Below are 20,140 nucleotides of genomic sequence, written 5' to 3' on the forward strand. Positions count from 1 at the left end.
AAAAGGTTCTTTCAGGAGGAATTCGCTATGTATTGTATGGATTTAACAGGAAAAGTAGCTATTGTTACAGGTGGTGCACAGGGAATTGGAAAGGCAATTGTGGACGCCTTTTTGGAGTGTGGAGCTAGTGTAGCTGTAGCAGATAGGGAAGTAAAACAGGAAAATTCCCATGAACACTTAGTTTATTTTAAAACAGATGTAACGAAACGTAACGAAGTGGAAGAAACGGTTCAACAAGTAACTAAACACTTTGGCACTGTGGATATTTTAGTGAATAACGCAGGCATCTCAAGAATGGATTACGCCATTGATATAAAAGAAGAAGACTGGGATCTAGTGATGGATGTGAATGCAAAGGGTGTATACCTTTTTAGTCAAGCAGTAGCTAGAATTCTTAAAGAACAGGGGCAAGGTGGGAAAATTATCAATATTTCTTCTCAAGCTGGTAAAAATGGGTATCGTTTAATGGGAGGTTATGTGGCTTCCAAGCATGCGGTTCTAGGTTTAACTAAAACAATGGCAATTGAACTAGCTCAGGATGGAATCAATGTGAATGCGGTTTGTCCTGGTATTGTTGAAACCGATATGAAGCATAAGGAAAGAGTACTTGGCGGGGAATTAAGAGGATTGACGGCAGAATTAATTAAACAGGAAGACTATTCTCAAGTCCCTTTAGGCAGAACGGCAGAACCCCAGGATATAGCAAATGTTGTTGTATTTTTAGCCTCAAAATACTCTGATTATATGACAGGCCAAGGGATAAACGTTACTGGTGGTATGACGATGCATTAAGTAGGTTTTTAATAATTATTAGGGAGTGGGTATATATGACTGATGTAAAAAAAGGGAATAGTACTGCATTATTTCCATTAGTCATTTTTGTATTATTATTTGTCGGTACAGGGGTATTTACTGGTGATTTTTCAAATATGCCTTTAAATATTGCAATTATTATTGCATCTGCTATTGCGTTGGCGATGAATAGAAAAGAAAAATTATCGAAGAAAATTGATATATTTACAAAAGGTGCAGGACACCCCAATATTATGTTAATGGCCGTTATCTTTATTTTAGCTGGGGCATTTGCTGAAACAGCAAAAGGTATGGGGGCTGTGGAATCAACAGTAAACTTGGGTTTAACCTTTATCCCGAGTAATCTATTGATGGTAGGACTTTTTATAGTTGGCTGTTTCATTTCCATCTCAATGGGAACTTCCATGGGAACCGTCGCTGCACTCGCACCAATTGGCATAGGAATTGCTGAACAAACAGGAATACCAATGGCATTAGCGATGGCAACCGTTATTGGTGGCGCAATGTTTGGAGATAATCTTTCAATGATTTCTGATACCACTATTGCAGCTGCTCGAACACAACAAACAAAAATGAGTGATAAATTTAAAACCAATTTTTTAATCGTGTTACCTGGAGTTATTTTAACGGCAATCATTCTCTGGGTCATAACAAGTGGTACAACCGTCAATACATTAGGGGATTTTTCCTATCAATTGATAAAAGTAGTTCCATATCTCGCTGTACTTCTTGCTGCGTTAGCAGGCGTTAATGTGTTAATTGTTCTACTAGGAGGAACGATATTAGCAGGAATAATTGGGTTAATTGATGGTTCCTATACGATGATTGGTTTTATAAAGGCTGTTTCCCAGGGTGTTATTAATATGGAGGATTTAGCGATTGTTGCCATTTTAATCGGTGGTATGATTGGCATAATCCAGCATAATGGTGGTATACAATGGCTATTAAATTTTGTAACTAGTAAAATTAGAACAAAAAAAGGTGCTGAGCTTGGCATCGCTGGTTTGGTTTCTGCAACCGATATAGCTACTGCCAATAATACAATCTCAATCATTATAGCGGGTCCTTTGGCTAAAAATATTGCGGATGAGTATCAAATTGATACTAGAAAATCTGCTAGTATACTAGACATTTTCTCTAGTGGTTTCCAAGGTCTTGTGCCTTATGGAGGACAAATGCTTGTTGCTTCAGGATTAGCAGCCATTTCACCAATCAGCATACTATCATACTCGTTTTATCCATTTGCTCTTTTGGTATGTGGTATTATCGCCATTCTTATTGGCTTTCCAAGATTTAACCGTAACAAAGCTGAAAAAGTAAAAAAAGAAATAGCTTAACCAAAAAGCGAATACCACTTGACTGGTATTCGCTTTATTTGATGTAACTGAACGGAGGTCTCTTTATTTTTTTACAAAATACTTTTCACCAAGCAGATCCTTTTCTTCATAGGTGCCAGGCTTCAATTGTTTTTCTACGAAGGCTTGAAGTTCATATGGTTCTAGGTCGTACATGACCTCAATCTCTTTTGCGAAGAGCAGATCTTTTTCTAGCAAATTTGAAAGAGATGGTTGTTTCTTTGCTTGTGGTACGTCTTCTCCTGTAAGTTTTGATAGTCCGGACACGTAGTAGTCTAAGGAACGGCTACCGACAATTTTAGCTCCTTTGTTTTCTTTATTCACCATAATAATGGTTGGAAAACCTCTTGCCCCGAGTTTTGCGGCAAGAGCAAAGTCTTCATTAAGTAATTGTTGACCGGTTTCAGATTGTGCTTCGTTTACGATGGATTCTCCGTTTAGGCCTATATGGTTGACATTTTGAATCATCACAGACTTTTCAGCAATATTTTGATTAAATGCAAACAGTTCTTCTCTAGCGTGGCGTAAATATTCATTTGCTTTTTCATCACCATGATGCTTTTGAATAACCTTATACACTCGTGACGGTGGGAAGGAAGATTGAACAGGATTATCAACCATCAGCGATCCATCGATTGGCATGCGTGAGTATTCTCCAACTTCTCTCCAGTGGCCTGCTACATCTGCAGGTCCAAAGATTCCGTTAGCAGGGTCAACAGGACCACCACCCCACTTTTCGAGTAACCCACCCATAACAGTATGGAAGTTGAAATAATGTCCATATTGTTCCTTGAAACGGCGGAAAGTAGGTTCAAGTGCCCAGCAATGAGAACAGATGGGATCTGTAACATAATATAAATCAATGGTCTTTGTCGGTTGGTTCAAATCAATCATCTCAATATCTTCGTCTCCAGCTACTCCACACACACCTGTTTCCAAATCACACATTAAATTATTATTGTTTGTCATATGAATCCCTCACTTTTGTTTTTTTTGATGCTATATGTTTGCTTTGTAATTTCATTGTAGGGGATAATGGAAAGCATAAACACCAATAGATAACGTGATATGTTGGATATCCAACACATCTAAAAAAATGTTGAAAAAGTGGGAGGGACGGATGAGATGTCACAAGTAAAAACAGACCCGCGAGTTTTAAGGACACGTAAATTAATAATGGATTCCTTTATGGATTTATCAGGGAAGAAGGAATTTAAGGATATTACCATAAAGGACATTACAACAGAAGCGATGATTAATCGGGCAACTTTTTATTATCATTTTGAAGATATTTATGACCTACTTGAAAAGGTTTTATCCGAGGTTTTGCTAATTAATTTGAATAGCCAGTCCTACCAACAAAGTGGATTAAATGAAGAAACACTTGTAGGCATTTTTAAGGCAATCACGGATTTTCAAATGTCCTTATCAAATCGGTGCCATCGTGGGTACGAAGATACAATTGCTCGTATTATCAGGGATCACCTTGAAGTCATCTTTTATAAGATGCTAACAAAACAACATCCTTCAGATGAAGAAAAGACATTGAAACTGACTGCAATCATGCTAAGCTGGGGAATGTATGGTGCTTCTGTGGAATGGAGAAGGAAGCCTGATGAGAGTAGTCCCGAAGAAATGATTCAATTTGCAATCCCTTTCATTAAGAATGGAATTGGATTTGAACAATAAATTTGCTATTTTTTTTCATTTTTTTTGTATATTTTTTGATTAAAAGTAAAACCTAAGATTACTAAATGTAAGGAGCGATAACTATGAATGGATTACAACGTTTAGCGCTAGCTTTAGTAATTATAGGTGCAATTAACTGGGGCCTAATCGGGTTATTCCAATTTGACCTAGTAGCCTCAATTTTTGGAGGTCAAGATTCCCTTTTGTCTAGGATTATCTACAGTCTAGTGGGGTTAAGCGGCTTATACAGCCTAATGCTCCTCTTTAAGCCTGACAGAGAAACTGTTCCAGAAACTAGCAGAACATAAGGTGATTAATTTAAGACCATTATAAGTAGATCAAGCCCTCAGGGTTTGGTCTATTTTACGTTTTGAGTGAAAAATGAGAAGATATTTATACGTAGCAAGTGGGAGTTCGCTAGGCATTGTAATTGTATTACCAGTTAATTGCAGGGACAAAGAACCTGTCCCTCTGTCCCACATAGGAGGATTGGTTATGAAGAAAATTTTTGCCGATGTGATTCAGTTTCGGGGAAGTCATTATGATTTTGGGTATATGCAGGGTGAGCTTTTAAGGGATTCCTATTTGATAAGGAACCGGGAGCAACAGTGGAAGGTAAGAAAGCCGTTATTTCGCATTGATATTACTGAAACTATACAGGTATTTGATCGTGTAGCACCTTTTATATGGGAAGAGTTCTTAGGTCTGCAAGATTCTTTGAAATGGTCGATGGAAAAGGTGTTGATGGAATTTGGAGGATACAGGGTTAACATCAAGCCTTCAGGCTGTTCGATATTAGTAGGCGATAATTACATGATACGGAATTATGATTATCATCCAAAAACCTATGATGGCCGATTGGTAGTATTTCAACCAACCGATGGTGGACATTCAACTCTTGGCGTGACCCAGAAAATTACTGGCCGATCCGATGGTATCAATAATAAGGGTTTAGCGATGGGATATACCTTTATGAATCGAAGAAGACCTGGGAATGGATTTGTCTGTTATATGATTGGACGGCTACTATTGGAAGTTTGTTCAGACGTTGAGGAAGCAGTTCAGTTTTTAAAAGAGATCCCCCATCGGGGGTCGTTTAGCTATGTTTTATTTGATGCTACCTGTGAGATGCCTTTTATTGTAGAAACCTCTCCAAGGAGAGTGGAGGCTAGACAAGGGTACACGTGTACAAATCATTTTAAAATCTTAACTGAAGAAAATCGTCGCGTACTTGATGATTCGAATAAAAGACTGCAGGCCATTGAGGAAATAGATAAGCTAGATGGGTTTGAGGCATTTCAATTATTAAATGCTACAGATAAAGGTGTCTTTTCTAAGCTTTATGGGAGTTGGGCAGGAACCATTCATACATCCGCATATTTTCCAAAAGATTTAGAGGTCTGGTACGCACTCGGGGGAGACCAGGAGCCAATAAAATTTAACTTTGCAGAATGGTTGATGGGAACCGATTTTACAGTTCCGAAAATCGAAGGAGAAGTGGATACGGATATCCCATTTGTAAATATGGAAAAGGCAAATTGGTTTAAATAGTGGTGGAACGGATTTCTCGTTCCACTCTATTTTTTTGGGGGACAATGAACCTGTCACCAGGTCCCTAATTTGAGGTGAGAGTAGGGAAAGAATCGGACCGATTTTGTCAAAGTACATTTTTCTAGTATAATAGTAGGGTAGTGGAGGTTATGGAAATGAATAGACAACTAGAAAATACTTTAGGACAAACTTTAGTACAAAGACAGGATACTAAGGACCGCGAAGAAAAACAAAATCAGAAATATTGGAGTGAAATATGTGTTCCGCTTCGTATAAACGAAGGGCTTAGTACATATACGAAATCTGAGCTAGATGAAATCAGAAGATACTTGAAAATTAAAAATGCAAGTAGCTTAAAAAAGGCAGATCTCATTGAACGGTTCCAAGAAGAAATACCAGAGCTCCTGAAAAATGTATGCTTAAATTGGGATACTACACGTTTTTCATTACTCGTTAAAATAGCTCAAAATGGTGGCTATATTGAAGCCACTGAAGTTAAATTTGATCAGATCAAGTATTTACGTGATACCGGTTTGGTCTTTACAGGAACCTTGGACGGAAAAAGGGTAATGGCTGTGCCCGAAGAATTAATTGAAGAAATCATTACTTTAGAAAAAGATGTACATATTAAATCTGTAATTGCACGAAATACAGATTGGATTAAATTAACACATGGTCTTTTGTATTATTATGGTACATTAAAAGTATCCGAGATGATTAGTTTATTAGAGAAGTATACAAACGAATCAGTAGATCTTTTTGAATACAACTATGTCATTCACGAAGCCATGTCGTTTAATAAAGGTATTGTTATCGATAATGAGGGATACTCGAACGCTAGAGTGGTTGATTTCAAAAAGATAAGGGATGAACAACAAGCAAGAAATCATATTTTTTTCTATCCTTTTACAAAAGAACAGCTGCTTGAAGCGGGTGAGCCAGGTTTTGTGGATCGAAATCGAAGTTATTCACAGGTAGTCAATCTTATTAAACAAAACTTTGGAACCGAGACTTTGTATGCTGATCGTATTGCGGAAGAATGTGTATATCTAACTAAGAATGGTCACAGTCTAAATGATGTTTTACAAAGTTTGAGTCAAATACTTGTATTCGAAAATGAAGTAACACTTCGTACTCTAATGGACAAAGTTGTTCATTTAATGAATAACACAAGAGAATGGGCTCTAAAGGGCCATACATCGGTGGAACTACGAAACTTATATGAAACGCCATCAACTGAACCAACAAAGACTCCCAAAACCAAGGTTAACTTAAAAATTGGAAGAAACGAACCATGCCCATGCTTAAGTGGGAAAAAATACAAAAAGTGTTGTGGAAGATAGGGACGTTGGAACAGGTCCTTTGTCCCGCCAAATTTTTCGTGTACTTGTCCCAATATTGAAAAAGGTGTCAGCTCAAAATCGAGTTGACATCTTTTTTTATGGTATTTGAATGCTGAGGCGTAACATAAGAATGTAGTCGAGGAGATATGCTATATTTGGTGTAAGAATGAAAGAGAGGGTGATGAGGAATGCAATCATTAAAAGGGAAAAAGGCAATTATTACTGGCGGTAGTCGTGGGATTGGACGTGCAACAGCCTTAGAGCTTGCTAAGGAAGGTGTCGAGCTTGGAATAATTGCTACAAGTAAGGAAAGCCTTGCTAAGATTCATGATGAATTAACCGAATTAGGAGCAACATTTGTAACTGTCCCCGCTGATATCTCAATTGAAAAGGAAGTTCAACGTGCGGTGAAGGAAATTGAGGGAAAACTCGGTGGAATTGATATTTTAATTAACAATGCAGCAGTACGTGCATATGGTTCTTTCCTAGACCTAGGTACAGAAACATGGGAAAAATTACTCGACACGAATATTATGGGAATTGTCCATATTACCAAGGCAGTACTACCGGGAATGATAGAAAGAAACCGTGGTGACATCATTAACATATCCTCCATGTCTGGATTAAAAGGAACAGAAGGCTCAAGCGCATATAGTGCATCAAAATTTGCTGTTATTGGTTTAAGTGAATCATTGATGCAGGAAGTCCGTCGTCATAACATCCGAGTATTTGTTTTAACACCAAGCCGTGTCGATACAGAGTTAGTTCTTGGGGAAAACAACCAAGGAGACCCGACAAAATATACTCAAGCAGAAGATCTAGCTGAATACATGTCAAGTTTGCTCAAACTGGAACAGCGTACTTTTATTAAAACTTCTCAAATCTGGGGAACGAATCCATTCTAATAATAGAATTCAACTTATTTAGATAGAAAGGAGAATGACATAATGAGGCTAAGTGTACTCGACCAAGCACCCATCACAAAAGGAAATTCTCCTGCAGATGCATTAAAAAAAGCGGAGGAATTAGCAATCTTAGCGGATGACTTAGGCTACCATAGAATGTGGATGGCTGAACATCATGGAACAGGATCTTATGCAAGCTCAGCCCCAGAAGTTTCGGTTGCCCATTTGGCTGCGAAAACAAAGCAGATTCGTATCGGAACAGGTGGAGTCATGCTGATGCATTATTCTCCATTAAAGCTTGCTGAGGTGTTTAAAACGTTAAGCTCATACTCCCCAGGAAGAATCGATTTTGGAGTGGGACGTGCACCTGGAGGCGATCAGTACGCAATCTATGCTTTATCTGAAGGTCGTCAGCCAATGGTAAATAATATGTATGAAAAATTTGACCTTGCATTACAGTTGATTAAAGATGAGGTTCCTAATCATCCACTGTATAAAAACACAATTGCTACACCTTCTCAAGTTGTTTTACCGGAAGCGTGGTTGCTTGGCTCAACAGGAAACAGCGCTGTGATGGCAGGAAGGATGGGAGTAGGATATTCCTTTGCCCAGTTTTTTAGTGGCGAAATGACAGAGGAAATACTCCAACTCTACAAAACAGAATTTAAACCAACCGTATTTATGGAGAGGCCAGAGATAACTGTTTCCTATATGGTTACCGTAGCAGAGACACATGAAGAAGCTGAATTCGAAGCTTTGCCACACGATATTGCCCGTCTATGGTTAATGAAAGGGAAGTTGGGCCAGTTATTAACCCCAGAGGAAGCACAAAATTATCCATTAACTGAAATAGAAAGAATGAGCATCCAGGAGAATCGGAAAAAGCTCCACCTAGTTGGGGCGGCTAAAACGATTGCTGAAAAACTACGTCAAGAACAAAAGGAATATGGGTTTGATGAAGCGATGATTTGTAGTATCCCACACTCACAAGAAAAACGATTGGACGTATACAAATTGTTAGCAAAAGAACTATTATAGGTTATCTTGATATGCCAGTTTACGAATGAAGACAGTCTTCCTAGGAGACTGTCTTGGTTCGTTAATTATTGTTTAAGTTGGTTTAATTCAGAAATACTTTCTTGAACAAGTGTAACGGCTTGACTCATTGCTGCTCCTCCACCAAAAGCTGCAGTTACGCCAACTGTTTCAAGTATCTCTTCTTCTGAGCACCCTTGATCCAGACACCCTTTTGTATGATAAATAATACAATATTCATCTTGTGAAAAAATACTTATTCCTAGAGCAATAAGCTGTTTTTGCTTTTGTGAAAGAGCTCCCTCTCTAAAGCATTCTTCAGTAAAGGCGTTATATTGCTCAGCAAGCTTAGGCATTTTTTTAGTGAAGACGCCGAGACCAGCTTTATATTCTAAAAGTGCAGCTTCTGTTGAATTTCTAGCTTCATATTCCATCTTACATTACCTCATTTCTAAAGGCTTATTTATTTTGTTTCGCATTCGGATCCATGCTGTTTGCTCCATAGTCAGGAACATGGCTTGCGTGTTCTTCATGATATCTTGAACCTGAACCAACTTCATTGTTTCTTTGCTGTTTATTGCCTCTTTGCTTAGCCATCACTTTCACCTCTTGAGTTTTGTTTGGGACTAAGCGACAGGTTCAATGCCCCAAGAGGGGAGAGTGAACCTGTACAGAATCCCGGATAAACCTCTGTCCAAACGTATTGTTACCTCGAATTAAGTGAAGTATTCGAGTTTAGCCTGTGGAAAAAATTTTTCCATGTACGAGTATAGGTGTTTTTTTATATCTTCCTCTTCATCTTTTTGATAGATGTATTTCCCTATCCCGTATTTCCCCCATTTATATCTTCGCTTTTCTTCATCCAATTCTAATTTGGTCATAGGATAATTTTTTTCAATTACTTTTTTAGCAGGCTTTGTAAATCGATGCTGGATGAATTCAAAAGTTAAATCCTTTTTTGCCTCCGGTGGTAATTCAGCCTCAAGGCGCTCAAACATTTTATAATAACCATCTTCCCATCCTTCATGAAGGTAAATAGGAGCAATGATGAATCCCAGAGGATAGCCGGCCCTTGCCACTTTGCCAGCTGCTTCAATTCTTTTTGCTAGCGGAGATGTTCCTGGCTCAAAGTTTTTAATAATATAGTCAGCGTTCATGCTGAAGCGAAATCTAGTTTTTCCATTGTGCTTAGCGTCTAACAAGTGATCGACATGATGAAATTTCGTCACAAATCTTAATTTCCCGTGCTCAGATTCACCAAAATGCTCGATGGCACGTTTGAGTGTATGAGTTAAGTGGTCAATCCCAACAATGTCAGACGTACAAGCCGCTTCAAATCTAGTGATTTCGGGTGCGCGTTCCTCCATATATTTATCAGCCGCTTCGAGTATTTCATCAACATTTACATATGTACGAATATATGGTTTCGACCCCATCGTTGTTTGTAAATAACAATAATGACAATGTCCCATACACCCTGTTGCAAAAGGAATGGCATACTCGGCTGAAGGCTTAGAGGTGTCAAATTTTAATGTTTTCCGTATGCCTACTACGAGTGTTGACTTAGCTACTCGATACTTTTGAAAATCGTTATCCCCCGGTAAGTTTCGTACTTGATTGTGTGATGTTGTATACCGAATTTCAACATCCATTTTTTCGAACTTTTCGAGTAGTTGTTTTCCCAATGGATAATCTAATGCTTTTGGCTCAAAGTAGATGAGCTTTGGATTAAACGGCTTCATTCTAATGTCCCTTCTGAAACGTCATCGCCATAGTAATACTGGTAGGCTTGGTTTGCTTCTTCTTCTGTCGAATAAACGGCAACATCGTTTGATAGGGGATAATACGTTTCATATAGAAACAAGGCTAATTCATTCTCCCTCTCAGGGTGATTCACAACCGCAGCTGCTTGGATATTAGCCACATCTTGTGTATGTGGATTACGGTAAAAAACATATACTACGTCTCCAGCTTGATACATTTGTTCCATGACATCACCTTTTCAAATTGATAAAAAGAGATGAATCCCTTTTTACTCATTTTCTCAATTCATGCCTTAAGTTATGTCTACTTGATTATGGAAAAAAGAAGGAGAATCGAGAATCCATGTATGTTCCTTAAGATTTTTGAAAATAATACCAGTAATACTATGATTAGTTGAGGTGGAAAAGAGTGATTGCATTAGATTCGGTGATCGATGGGAAAAAGGCAAACTTTGGGGCAGTACGTGATGTTTTTGATTCTCATGGATGTAGTTTTTGTAGTAACTTTGAATATGATCAAGGGAAGTTTGATGCGGTATTATGGCGTGAAAATGGTGAAACCATATATTTACGCGTTCCTTTTTTCGTGGTTGATGGAATGTTGGACCATGCAAGTGCGCAGATTCAATTTGGCACACCATACATCATTAAGCATATTGTCAATTTTGGACTCGATTACGACCAAAATTCCTTTATCACAGGAACAACTGGACTAGACCAATTCCAAACGCCTCTTGATAAAGATGGGCAAATCTCAGATAAAAGCAGATGGGAACAAGCAGGAGTTGAAACAGTCGAGCGAATCTACAACTCCATAAAAGAATTAGTTTCATAAATGGGACAAGGGGACAGATACCTTGTCCCATGTTTTTTTGAGATTATGGACCTGTCCTTCATTTTAAATAAAAGGATGAGCCGTCTATTAGTTCTATGTCATCCCTTGTTTTAATTTCTTCGATAAGTTTAAAGAGGGCAGAGTCCTTTTCTTTTGCTTCAATCATGCAGTCGATTTGTGGAACGCTCCCTTTTATTTCTTTTAAAAATGTAAAAAACATCTCGATATCCACATAATCAGAATGGTGACGAAAGGCTTCTTTACTTTTGGGGCTTGAAATATGCATCTTAATTGGAAGTGGCGAATGGTTCCACGTTTGCACTACTCGCTCCCAATGGCTTTCCCAATTTGGATTTTGGTGGTGAGCAAGATGGTGATGATAATCAAATACAAGTGGAATGTTTAGTTTTTCACATAAGTAGAGTGTATCTTCTAGCGTAAAAGAGGTATCATCATTTTCAAGCATGATTAGTTTTTGAATTTTTGCGGGAACATCCATCCAATTTGTAACGAATCGTTCCAGTGAGATATCTGTTTCCTTGTAATTACCCCCAACATGCATTACACAGCGATGAGTAGGATCTATATCCATACCTTTTAGAAGAAGGTAATGGAGTTTTAGTGTGCGGATTGAGTTTTTCAATATTTCGGTTTGAGGTGAGTTGATTAGTACAAAATGATCGGGATGAAAATCAATCCGCATCCCATGCTCCTTAACAAATTCACCAATTTCATGAAGGCTTTCCTTTAGAGGTTTTAAATAATTCCAATCAAGGAGTTCCTCATGATTTGCTAAAGGGATAAGACGTGAAGTTAACCTGTAAAAATGAATTTCAGATGCTGCATTATGCTTTAATAATCTGAGTGTATTGTGCAAATTTGTGAGGGCGATACGCTCCAATTTGCGAATCGCTGCCTCTCGATCTTCAATCTTTTGAAATTGGGCAAACGTCATTGTTTTAGAAGGAGACGCATTTTTTAATTCCGTACTCATTGCAACATATCCAAGCCGTACCATTGTCAACTCTGTTCACCTCGCATTATTCTCTAATACTGATTTAAAACATCCTTTATTTTGGGACAGTGTACCTGTCCCAATGTTCCTACCACTCCACTGCAGAACTTGAAATCCTTTTAATTCCTCTGACTGAAGAAATGTCTTCTATAAGTTTACGCATGGCTAGATTCTTTTGTTTTGCTTCTATCATGATATCGAAATCTTGATCAAGTTCTTTCGCCATTTTTAAAAAAGGCATGATAAATTCTAGTGACACAAAATCTGCATGAGGACGAAATGCTTTTTCAGATTTTGGTGATGAAATATGAACTTTCGGAACAGTTGGTCTGTCATTCCATGTATTGAAAATACGTTCCAAATAGTGGGGAAGTTCGACGTCCCCTGGGTTTGCCATATGGTGATGATAATCGAGCACCATTGGAATGTTTTCTTTTTCACAGGCGAGAAGCGTTTCCTTGACGTCATAGGTCTTGTCGTCATTTTCAAGTGTCATTTGTTTTTTAAACTCAGCAGGTAGTTTTTTTAGGTTTTGATGGAATCTTATTAGTGATTTTTCTTTATCGCCATAGGCGCCACCTATATGGATATTAAGCACACCTTTATCCAGCGCATTCAGGGATTTCAACATCTTATAATGAAATTCCATATCGAGTATTGCATTCTCAGTAACCTCTTCTCTTGTACTTGTAAACAGGGTAAATTGATTGGGGTGAAAACTGACCCGCATTTTATTTTGCTTGATCATTTGAGCAAGCTCATCCCATTCTTTTTTGAAGGGAGTGACGAAGTCCCACATTACATCAGGATGTGTTGCTAATGGGACAAGTGAGCTTGAAAGGCGATAGAGCTCAATTTCGTGTGCAATATTATAATGTAAAATCCTTTTTGTATGTTGTAGATTTTGAGCGGTAACGGATTTTAGCTTTTCCATGCGCTCTTCTTTGGGAAGTGCCGAGTATCTTGTGAAAGTTAAGGATTTAGAAGGACTCGAATCCCATAAGTCTAGTGCATTTGCCACATAACCAAACCGAATTTTCATTTTAACCCTCTTTAGAGACAGAGATTCTCCGTCCCAATTTTATTTTGTTGTGGGACAAGGAACCTGTCCCTTCGTCCCAGAGTTTTTGATATATTTAATGTAGGGAGAATATGATGTTATTATGCGGAATGTTTTTATTTTTATGGGGGAGTTGATGAGAAATTAATAAGTATTTTCGGGTTTTTGTAGTGATAGCCTTAGCGGTAAGTTTAATTTTGAATGTGCTGTTGTTATCGAAAATGAGCTGGCTTGAAGAACAGGTGAATTTTATTACATCCCAACAACATGAAATTACGTCTAGAATCGGAGATCAAGCTCATCATGTGTACAATACATTAGAGGAATTTAAAAATGAACAGAGTTGGATAAGTGGTATTACAATGGAAATAGATAAACATGATATAAGAGATAGTGAGGTGTACGCAACTTTTAATTGGCAGGTAAAAGAGCTAAAAAAAGAATCAGATGTTGTGTTCCACTATGCTTTGGGAGGTAGTAAGGACTATATTGCAGTTCCTGCAGAAGAAGTACAAAACGGATTCTTTCAGGTAAAGGTTCCATTTATCTTTGATAAGGAACCACAATGGCATGTTGGTCATTCTACATCTGAAGCCTATCATAGTGAAAGCGTGTCAGAAGAAGCCTTTATAGATGGGGAATACCAAGATGCGATTGAATTTTATATTACAGTGTCCTATGACGACGTTGTAAAAAGCAGCAATACCCAGATGGAATACTTAGGGGAGTTAAAAACGAGTTATTATGGCATTATTCAGACAGATGTACATGTATTTAAATCAAAAGTAGATATTACTTTAATTAATTATCAAGTTGGCGGAAATGCCGCATACGTAGAAAAGGCATATCTACTAAAATATAAAACCAATACATTAATTGGAGAAGAAGAACTACAAATGGCAGATGAAAATCCTCCAGAATACGGCGAACGCTTCTTCCACCTCAATCAAATTGACAAATATGAAGACATCAGATTAGTAATAAAAGTAATCTACAGTAACGGAGAAACCTTCGAAAAAGAGATTTATTAAGTGGGACAAAGGGACAGGTACCTTGGCACAACATTTGTCTAGGATCGGGAAGGAGGACCTGTCCCCTGTCCCACGTGAAAGGAGAGATTGCCATGCCTTTGGAGATTGTTAGGAATGATATTACGGAAATGAAGGTTGATGCGATTGTAAATGCAGCGAATCCACAGTTGAAAATGGGAGGCGGCGTCTGTGGAGCAATTTTTCGCGCTGCTGGCTCTGAAAAACTGCAAGTAGCATGCGATGAAATTGGCGGTTGCCAAATTGGACAAGCAGTCATCACAGATGCTTTTGATCTTTCAGCAAACTACATCATCCATACACCTGGACCTGTATGGAAGGGGGGGACGAAGGATGAAGCAAGGTTATTATATTCCTCTTATACCCAATCATTGGAGCTTGCTAAACAGCATAAATGCGTATCAATTGCGTTTCCACTAATTTCGACGGGTATTTATGGTTATCCCAAAGAAGAGGCTCTAAAGATTGCGGTTTCTGCAATTAGCTCATTTTTAATGAATAACGACATGTTAATTTATCTTGTCATCTTTGATAAAGCATCCTTTGGCGTTAGTAAGAAATTGTTTACTTCAATTCAACAATATATTGACGAACATTATGTGGATGAAATGGAAACGACATATAGCCGTTCACAAAACATAGAAGTTTATAACTCGGAACCAATCGCCGATGTTCAAGAAAAAATAGATGATATTAAAGAAAGTCATCAAATTCAAAGTCATTTAACAAACCTAGTTAACCAGCTTGATGAATCGTTTTCCGAGAGACTCTTGCGCTTAATAGACGAGAAAGAAATGACCGATGTTGAGACGTACAAAGGAGCAAACATCGATCGCCGATTATTTTCCAAAATCCGAAATGATAAGAACTACACTCCTAAAAAGAAAACCGCTATTGCTTTTGCGATTGCGCTAGAATTAAATATTGATGAAACCATTGATTTACTATCTGCAGCGGGATACACATTGACCCATAGCAGTAAATTTGACGTAATTATTATGTATTTTATCGACCAAGTAAATTATAATATCCACGAAATCAATGAAGCCTTATTTTTGTTCGACCAACCTTTATTAGGAGCATAAAATTGTCGCTTTTGAAGCGACCCTAACTGTTTGTATTCTTGTTATCCTAACCTTGTAATCAAAAAAATGATCGGAGGATAACAAGATGAAGATGAATACAGAATTAGTCTTTATTTTAGATAAAAGTGGTTCCATGGCAGGGCTTGAGGCTGATACAATTGGTGGCTATAACTCAATGTTAAACAAACAAAAGAAGGCTGAGGGGGAAGCCTTTGTTACTACCGTTTTATTTAATCACGACTATGTGTTATTGCATGATCGTATTAATGTAAAGGGTATATCACCCATAACAGAAAGAGATTACGAGGTTAGTGGTACAACTGCATTGCTAGATGCGATTGGATTTGCTATCCAAAAAATAAACAAGGTTCAAAAATACACCTGTAAACAGGAACGAGCTGAAAAGGTGCTTTTCGTCATCACAACGGACGGAATGGAAAATGCCAGCCGTGAATTTACAGCCGATAAAATTAAGAAAATGGTCCAGTATCAAAAAGAAAATTACGATTGGGAATTCATGTTTTTAGGAGCGAATATTGATGCTGTTTCAACGGCTGCACAGTTTGGTATTGAGGAGGATTTTGCAGTTGATTATCATGCTGATGAACATGGAACTCAACTTAACTATCAAATGGTGAGTGAGGCCGTCACAAAATTACGTAGTGGAAAGAAGATTGAAAAAAGCTGGAAGGAAGAGATTGAATGTGATTATAATTCAAGAGCGTAGTCTCTACATGGAGGGAATGAATGGAGATTGTAAAAGCAACCAAAAAAGATTTAGACGTACTTGTAAGTCTCGCATTACAGTTATGGCCTGATAATAATAATAGAGAATTAACAGCAGAATTCAGTGAAACCCTTCTAGATGAAAAAGCTGTTTTCTTCCTAGCAAAAGTAGACAATGAAAAAATAGGTTTTGCCCAATGTCAGTTGCGCATGGACTATGTTGAGGGAACAGAAAGTAGTCCCGTAGGATATCTCGAGGGTATTTTTGTAAAAGAAGAGAATAGGAGAAACGGTGTGGCTAAACTATTATTGTCCGCTTGTGAAGGATGGGCGAAAAAGCAAGGCTGTACAGAATTTGCAAGTGACATCGAACTTGATAATAGTAATAGCTTACAGTTTCATTTGAGGAATGGATTTAAAGAAGCAAATCGGATTATTTGCCTAACTAAAAAGCTATAAATGATACCTGTCCCATTACTGTCGGGGACAGGTGTACTTTTCCTGTCATCAAAATAAATAAGTAGAAACCTTGATTATAGGTATTTCTGCCTATTTTTTAATAGTAACTAATTTATCCAAACAAAATAGGCGATGGAATTATCTTTTATATGCTAAGATAAAAAAATGGATACATAATACTTAAAAGTAAGAAACTGGTGAGTTAATTCGAGTAGGAGAGGATATGATGAAAACCTGGATCATTGTTGGTGTGATTTTAATCGGCGTTTCGGTAGGGGTAATAATCGGTGTGAATAAGATGATGGATAGCGACGATGTTCAAAAATCCGTGCAAACTTCAAAGCCCGAAATCAATAATTCGAATGAAACGACTGAATCTCAGGAGCAGACTAATGAGATGAATGAAGTCACCTATGACCTGAAATTAAAAGAATCCCCACGTGAGAGTGAAATCATACAGTTGATGCATAATATGACTCATCAAAAGGTGAAGGCTGACAAAAAATGGGGTGCTACCCCAATGATCCCTGATACCATCAATCAGATTTATGAAGTTATTTCAAATAGTGATTTTTCTAGAAAGGAAGATCTTCTAGCCATTGCGGAACGTTGGAAAAATGGAGATTTCAGTCGAGTCGATGATGATCATAATTATTTTTGGAACTATCAAAATGGAACCGTAGGAAAAGCACGAGGCATTTTGAGTGAAGAAGAAGAGAGAAAATATATCATCAAAAAATTCGGTGAAGAATATTTACCAAAATAAAAGGATAGTTCACTCAGAACTATCCTTTACTTCTTCTCCGATTTTATCTAAAAGGGAAAGTGTATTCACTAGATGGTTATTAAAAATTTGCTTTGCGACTGATAGTAATTCAACAATCATCGGATCTCTTAATGAGTAAATAACGCGATTACCATCTTTTGTTCCATACACAATATTTTTAGCACGTAGTACGGTTAGTTGCTGGGACACGGCTGACCCTTCACTGCCAATAAGGTTTTGAATTTCATTGACATTTTTATCACCCTCAGCAAGAAGCTCTAAAATACGGATCCGCAATGGATGGGCAAGAGCTTTAAAAAAATCAGCCTTAAATTGCTGCATTTCGAGATTCACTACATTACCTCACTTTCTCCACTAACTTAACGAAATACTTCTTTGTTTCACCTTTTTTTCTTCGATTCTCGAGAGTGTCTGACATTCTTTAAATGCAAAATGTCGACAGCCTAAACATTTATTATGGCTAATCTGGCTGAGTGCATAATTTATGGCATCGCCAGTATGTTCGAAAAAGTGCTCTTCTCCTATTAACTCGTATAAACCTGTCTTAATGAGGACACTTTTAGGCTGTGGTTTTATTCCTGAGATTAATACAATTCCATTTTTAGAAAAATCCTGCACAATACTAGATAGTCGAGCTTCACCGGTTGTATCCATAAAAGGGACTCTACCCAGTCGCAATAACAAAACCTTAGGTTTGTAATTTATCGATTTCATAATTTGCTGTTCGAAGCTTAAAGCAGCCCCGAAAAATAAAGGGCCTTCTACATTGTAGATACTGATCTGTGGACAATCATGAGAATCTGTTACAACACGGCTATCCATTTTAGCGTGTTTCGTTTCAGGATTAGGTAAAGCTTTTTCTGTAACTATTATATCACTCATTCGTTTTGTAAAAAGGATAACTGCTAAAATGAGCCCAACTTGGACAGCTACAGTTAAATTAATAAATACGGTTAATAAAAATGTAACAACGAGTACAAGCGAGTCTTCTGTTTTTGTTTTCAAAACATGATAAAAAACTCGCCGTTCACTCATATTCCAAGCAACAAGCATAATAATGGGGGCCATACTGGCTAGTGGAATTTTTGAAGCGTGAGGTGCAAATAAAAGTAAAACAAGAAGCACAACGACCCCGTGTATGATACCTGAGAATGGTGAGACCGCCCCGGTTTTTATATTTGTTGCCGTCCGTGCAATTGCACCAGTTGCTGGAATTCCACCAAACAAAGGTGTAATCATATTGGCGATACCCTGGCCAACTAATTCGCGGTTACTGTTGTGTTTGCTATTTGTCATCCCGTCAGCTACCACTGCTGAGAGAAGGGATTCAATCGCACCCAACATTGCAATCACAAAAGCAGGTTGAATCAGTTGAATTATTCTCTCAATCGATATTTCAGGAAATTGCAAGCTTGGTAGTTTACTAGGGATATCGCCAAATGTTGATCCAATAGTAGCAACCTGAGTAGGATAAAGAATAGTTGCAATTCCAGTTGATATAAGAATGGCGATTAATGACCCAGGCACTTTCGGAAAAAATTTTGGCGTTAGTAGGAGAACTACCAAACAAATGATAGCAGTTAATAGACTATAACTATTAATCTGATTAAAATGAAGAACAATTTCTCTCATATTATCCAAAAATAGCTCATGCTTCTGAACTTTTTCTAGGCCAAGAAAATTTGGTATTTGTCCTACGAAAATAATAACCGCAATCCCAGATGTGAAACCAATAGTGACAGGTCGTGGGATAAATTTAATTAATGATCCCAATCTAAAAATTCCCATTAGCAATAAAATAACCCCAGCCATAAAGCCCGCAATTAATAGATTTTCAAATCCATAGGTTACAACAATCCCAAACAAAATCGGAATAAACGCACCAGTAGGACCACCGATTTGATACTTTGAGCCTCCGAAGAGTGAAATAAGAATACCCGCAATGATGGTTGTGTAGATCCCATATTCAGGCTTTACGCCTGAAGCAATCGCGAAGGCCATTCCAAGAGGAATAGCTATTATCCCAACAACGATACCGGAAATAAGATCCTTTTGAAAGGATTGAAACGAATATCCTTGATATCTCCCCGAAAAAGCCCATTTACTTTTCATGTTTATCATTCCTTTTGAATAATTGAATATCTGATTATTTGAATATATATAGAATCTACTCCTATTATTCTGTAAAGTCAAAGTAAATGTTAAAAAATAAAATGGGACCACCATTGAAAATTGGCAGTCCCTAATAAATGACTTTAGTATCAAAGGATAATTACATCAGAAGTGTTAAACATCTTAATAACATAGAAATATTTTAAAAATTACTATTGCAATATAGTAACCAGGTGTGTATAATAACTCAAGTAGTTATTAAATAAAAAAACTTCGACAAAATGTTACAAAACGTCTTGCATTGTATTTACAAACTTGTTATAATGTTCACATAATTCATTTGCGAACATAATATTATTAATAGTGTGCGGGTGTAGTTTAATGGTAAAACCTCAGCCACGAGCAAAGCTTCAATGATTATGCTGCGAGTTGCCTCGACACATTTACATCATGAAATAGCTAGCAGAGGAAGAGGCATGTAAGGCCTGAGAGACGTAAGATAGTTTGATAACAATTTAATATATAGTGCGGGTGTAGTTTAATGGTAAAACCTCAGCC

General features: G+C 37.6%; 23 protein-coding genes. 14 read left to right on the forward strand and 9 right to left on the reverse strand.

All coding sequences use genetic code 11. The annotated features are described in order from the left end of the window. Positions 1–27 precede the first annotated feature (27 nt). Together CZ490_RS00405 and CZ490_RS00410 are read left to right on the forward strand one after the other, a co-directional pair. The gene (locus CZ490_RS00405; protein WP_077617019.1) at positions 28–792 is read left to right on the forward strand and encodes an SDR family NAD(P)-dependent oxidoreductase; all 765 of its coding nucleotides are present in this window, start codon (positions 28–30) and stop codon (positions 790–792) included. Between the two features lie 35 nt (positions 793–827). Continuing rightward, positions 828–2,150, forward strand: coding sequence for a Na+/H+ antiporter NhaC family protein (locus tag CZ490_RS00410; protein ID WP_077617020.1), 1,323 nt, complete (start codon positions 828–830; stop codon positions 2,148–2,150). A 63-nt stretch (positions 2,151–2,213) separates the two neighbouring features. On the opposite strand, the gene CZ490_RS00415 is transcribed toward CZ490_RS00410, so the two are convergent. Next, positions 2,214–3,137 (reverse strand): DsbA family protein, encoded by a 924-nt coding sequence (locus CZ490_RS00415; protein ID WP_077617021.1) that lies wholly within the window; start codon positions 3,135–3,137, stop codon positions 2,214–2,216. 156 nt (positions 3,138–3,293) lie between these two features. Here CZ490_RS00415 and CZ490_RS00420 point away from each other — a divergent pair, with 156 nt between their 5' ends. The 6 genes from CZ490_RS00420 to CZ490_RS00445 all read left to right on the forward strand — a co-directional run bounded on the left by CZ490_RS00420 (position 3,294) and on the right by CZ490_RS00445 (position 8,694). Continuing rightward, on the forward strand, positions 3,294–3,857 hold the full coding sequence (locus CZ490_RS00420; RefSeq protein WP_077617022.1) for a TetR/AcrR family transcriptional regulator: 564 nt from the start codon (positions 3,294–3,296) through the stop codon (positions 3,855–3,857). An 83-nt stretch (positions 3,858–3,940) separates the two neighbouring features. Then, entirely contained in the window at positions 3,941–4,165 is a 225-nt protein-coding gene (locus tag CZ490_RS00425; RefSeq protein ID WP_077617023.1) for a DUF378 domain-containing protein, read from the forward strand. A gap of 187 nt (positions 4,166–4,352) precedes the next feature. Next, the gene (locus CZ490_RS00430; protein ID WP_077617024.1) at positions 4,353–5,408 is read left to right on the forward strand and encodes a C45 family autoproteolytic acyltransferase/hydrolase; all 1,056 of its coding nucleotides are present in this window, start codon (positions 4,353–4,355) and stop codon (positions 5,406–5,408) included. Positions 5,409–5,563: 155 nt separating this feature from the next. Then, complete coding sequence (locus CZ490_RS00435; protein WP_234987146.1) at positions 5,564–6,751, forward strand: Rho termination factor N-terminal domain-containing protein; 1,188 nt, start codon at positions 5,564–5,566, stop codon at positions 6,749–6,751. Positions 6,752–6,939: 188 nt separating this feature from the next. Further along, entirely contained in the window at positions 6,940–7,656 is a 717-nt protein-coding gene (locus tag CZ490_RS00440) for a 3-ketoacyl-ACP reductase (RefSeq protein WP_077617026.1), read from the forward strand. A gap of 42 nt (positions 7,657–7,698) precedes the next feature. Beyond that, on the forward strand, positions 7,699–8,694 hold the full coding sequence (locus CZ490_RS00445) for an LLM class flavin-dependent oxidoreductase (RefSeq protein ID WP_077617027.1): 996 nt from the start codon (positions 7,699–7,701) through the stop codon (positions 8,692–8,694). Positions 8,695–8,759: 65 nt separating this feature from the next. Here the strand turns inward: CZ490_RS00445 and CZ490_RS00450 are convergent, their stop codons facing one another. The 4 genes from CZ490_RS00450 to CZ490_RS00460 all read right to left on the reverse strand — a co-directional run bounded on the left by CZ490_RS00450 (position 8,760) and on the right by CZ490_RS00460 (position 10,681). Then, the gene (locus CZ490_RS00450) at positions 8,760–9,125 is read right to left on the reverse strand and encodes a carboxymuconolactone decarboxylase family protein (protein ID WP_077617028.1); all 366 of its coding nucleotides are present in this window, start codon (positions 9,123–9,125) and stop codon (positions 8,760–8,762) included. Between the two features lie 25 nt (positions 9,126–9,150). Further along, complete coding sequence (locus CZ490_RS22210) at positions 9,151–9,288, reverse strand: hypothetical protein (protein ID WP_159439879.1); 138 nt, start codon at positions 9,286–9,288, stop codon at positions 9,151–9,153. 119 nt (positions 9,289–9,407) lie between these two features. After that, the gene (gene splB, locus CZ490_RS00455) at positions 9,408–10,433 is read right to left on the reverse strand and encodes a spore photoproduct lyase (RefSeq protein WP_077617029.1); all 1,026 of its coding nucleotides are present in this window, start codon (positions 10,431–10,433) and stop codon (positions 9,408–9,410) included. Further along, positions 10,430–10,681, reverse strand: coding sequence for a transcriptional regulator SplA domain-containing protein (locus CZ490_RS00460; RefSeq protein WP_077617030.1), 252 nt, complete (start codon positions 10,679–10,681; stop codon positions 10,430–10,432). The genes splB and CZ490_RS00460 overlap by 4 nt, the downstream gene beginning before the upstream one ends. A gap of 182 nt (positions 10,682–10,863) precedes the next feature. Between CZ490_RS00460 and CZ490_RS00465 the strand changes: the two genes are divergently transcribed. Next, positions 10,864–11,289 carry a YugN family protein gene (locus CZ490_RS00465; RefSeq protein WP_077617031.1) on the forward strand — a complete coding sequence of 142 codons (426 nt, stop codon included), beginning with the start codon at positions 10,864–10,866 and terminating at the stop codon, positions 11,287–11,289. A 58-nt stretch (positions 11,290–11,347) separates the two neighbouring features. Here the strand turns inward: CZ490_RS00465 and uvsE (CZ490_RS00470) are convergent, their stop codons facing one another. Continuing rightward, the gene (gene uvsE / locus CZ490_RS00470; RefSeq protein WP_077617032.1) at positions 11,348–12,313 is read right to left on the reverse strand and encodes a UV DNA damage repair endonuclease UvsE; all 966 of its coding nucleotides are present in this window, start codon (positions 12,311–12,313) and stop codon (positions 11,348–11,350) included. Positions 12,314–12,392: 79 nt separating this feature from the next. Next, entirely contained in the window at positions 12,393–13,346 is a 954-nt protein-coding gene (gene uvsE / locus CZ490_RS00475) for a UV DNA damage repair endonuclease UvsE (RefSeq protein WP_077617033.1), read from the reverse strand. A 239-nt stretch (positions 13,347–13,585) separates the two neighbouring features. Here uvsE (CZ490_RS00475) and CZ490_RS00480 point away from each other — a divergent pair, with 239 nt between their 5' ends. From CZ490_RS00480 to CZ490_RS00500, 5 genes are all read left to right on the forward strand, one after another. After that, on the forward strand, positions 13,586–14,395 hold the full coding sequence (locus CZ490_RS00480) for a hypothetical protein (RefSeq protein ID WP_142255314.1): 810 nt from the start codon (positions 13,586–13,588) through the stop codon (positions 14,393–14,395). 92 nt (positions 14,396–14,487) lie between these two features. Further along, a complete protein-coding gene (locus CZ490_RS00485; RefSeq protein ID WP_077617035.1) occupies positions 14,488–15,498 on the forward strand; it encodes a macro domain-containing protein in 1,011 nt (336 codons plus the stop codon). A gap of 85 nt (positions 15,499–15,583) precedes the next feature. Next, positions 15,584–16,225, forward strand: coding sequence for a vWA domain-containing protein (locus CZ490_RS00490; RefSeq protein WP_407639771.1), 642 nt, complete (start codon positions 15,584–15,586; stop codon positions 16,223–16,225). Between the two features lie 20 nt (positions 16,226–16,245). Further along, positions 16,246–16,683, forward strand: coding sequence for an aminoglycoside 6'-N-acetyltransferase (aac(6'), locus tag CZ490_RS00495; RefSeq protein ID WP_077617036.1), 438 nt, complete (start codon positions 16,246–16,248; stop codon positions 16,681–16,683). 226 nt (positions 16,684–16,909) lie between these two features. Continuing rightward, complete coding sequence (locus CZ490_RS00500) at positions 16,910–17,449, forward strand: DUF6241 domain-containing protein (RefSeq protein ID WP_077617037.1); 540 nt, start codon at positions 16,910–16,912, stop codon at positions 17,447–17,449. Positions 17,450–17,458: 9 nt separating this feature from the next. On the opposite strand, the gene CZ490_RS00505 is transcribed toward CZ490_RS00500, so the two are convergent. Together CZ490_RS00505 and CZ490_RS00510 are read right to left on the reverse strand one after the other, a co-directional pair. Continuing rightward, the gene (locus CZ490_RS00505; protein ID WP_077617038.1) at positions 17,459–17,803 is read right to left on the reverse strand and encodes an ArsR/SmtB family transcription factor; all 345 of its coding nucleotides are present in this window, start codon (positions 17,801–17,803) and stop codon (positions 17,459–17,461) included. A 21-nt stretch (positions 17,804–17,824) separates the two neighbouring features. After that, positions 17,825–19,582, reverse strand: a complete 1,758-nt coding sequence (locus CZ490_RS00510) for a SulP family inorganic anion transporter (RefSeq protein WP_077617039.1) — start codon at positions 19,580–19,582, stop codon at positions 17,825–17,827. Positions 19,583–20,140: the final 558 nt, after the last annotated feature.

This window comes from Litchfieldia sinesaloumensis (assembly GCF_900156865.1).
Classification (GTDB): Bacteria; Bacillota; Bacilli; order Bacillales; family Bacillaceae_L; genus Ferdinandcohnia; species Ferdinandcohnia sinesaloumensis.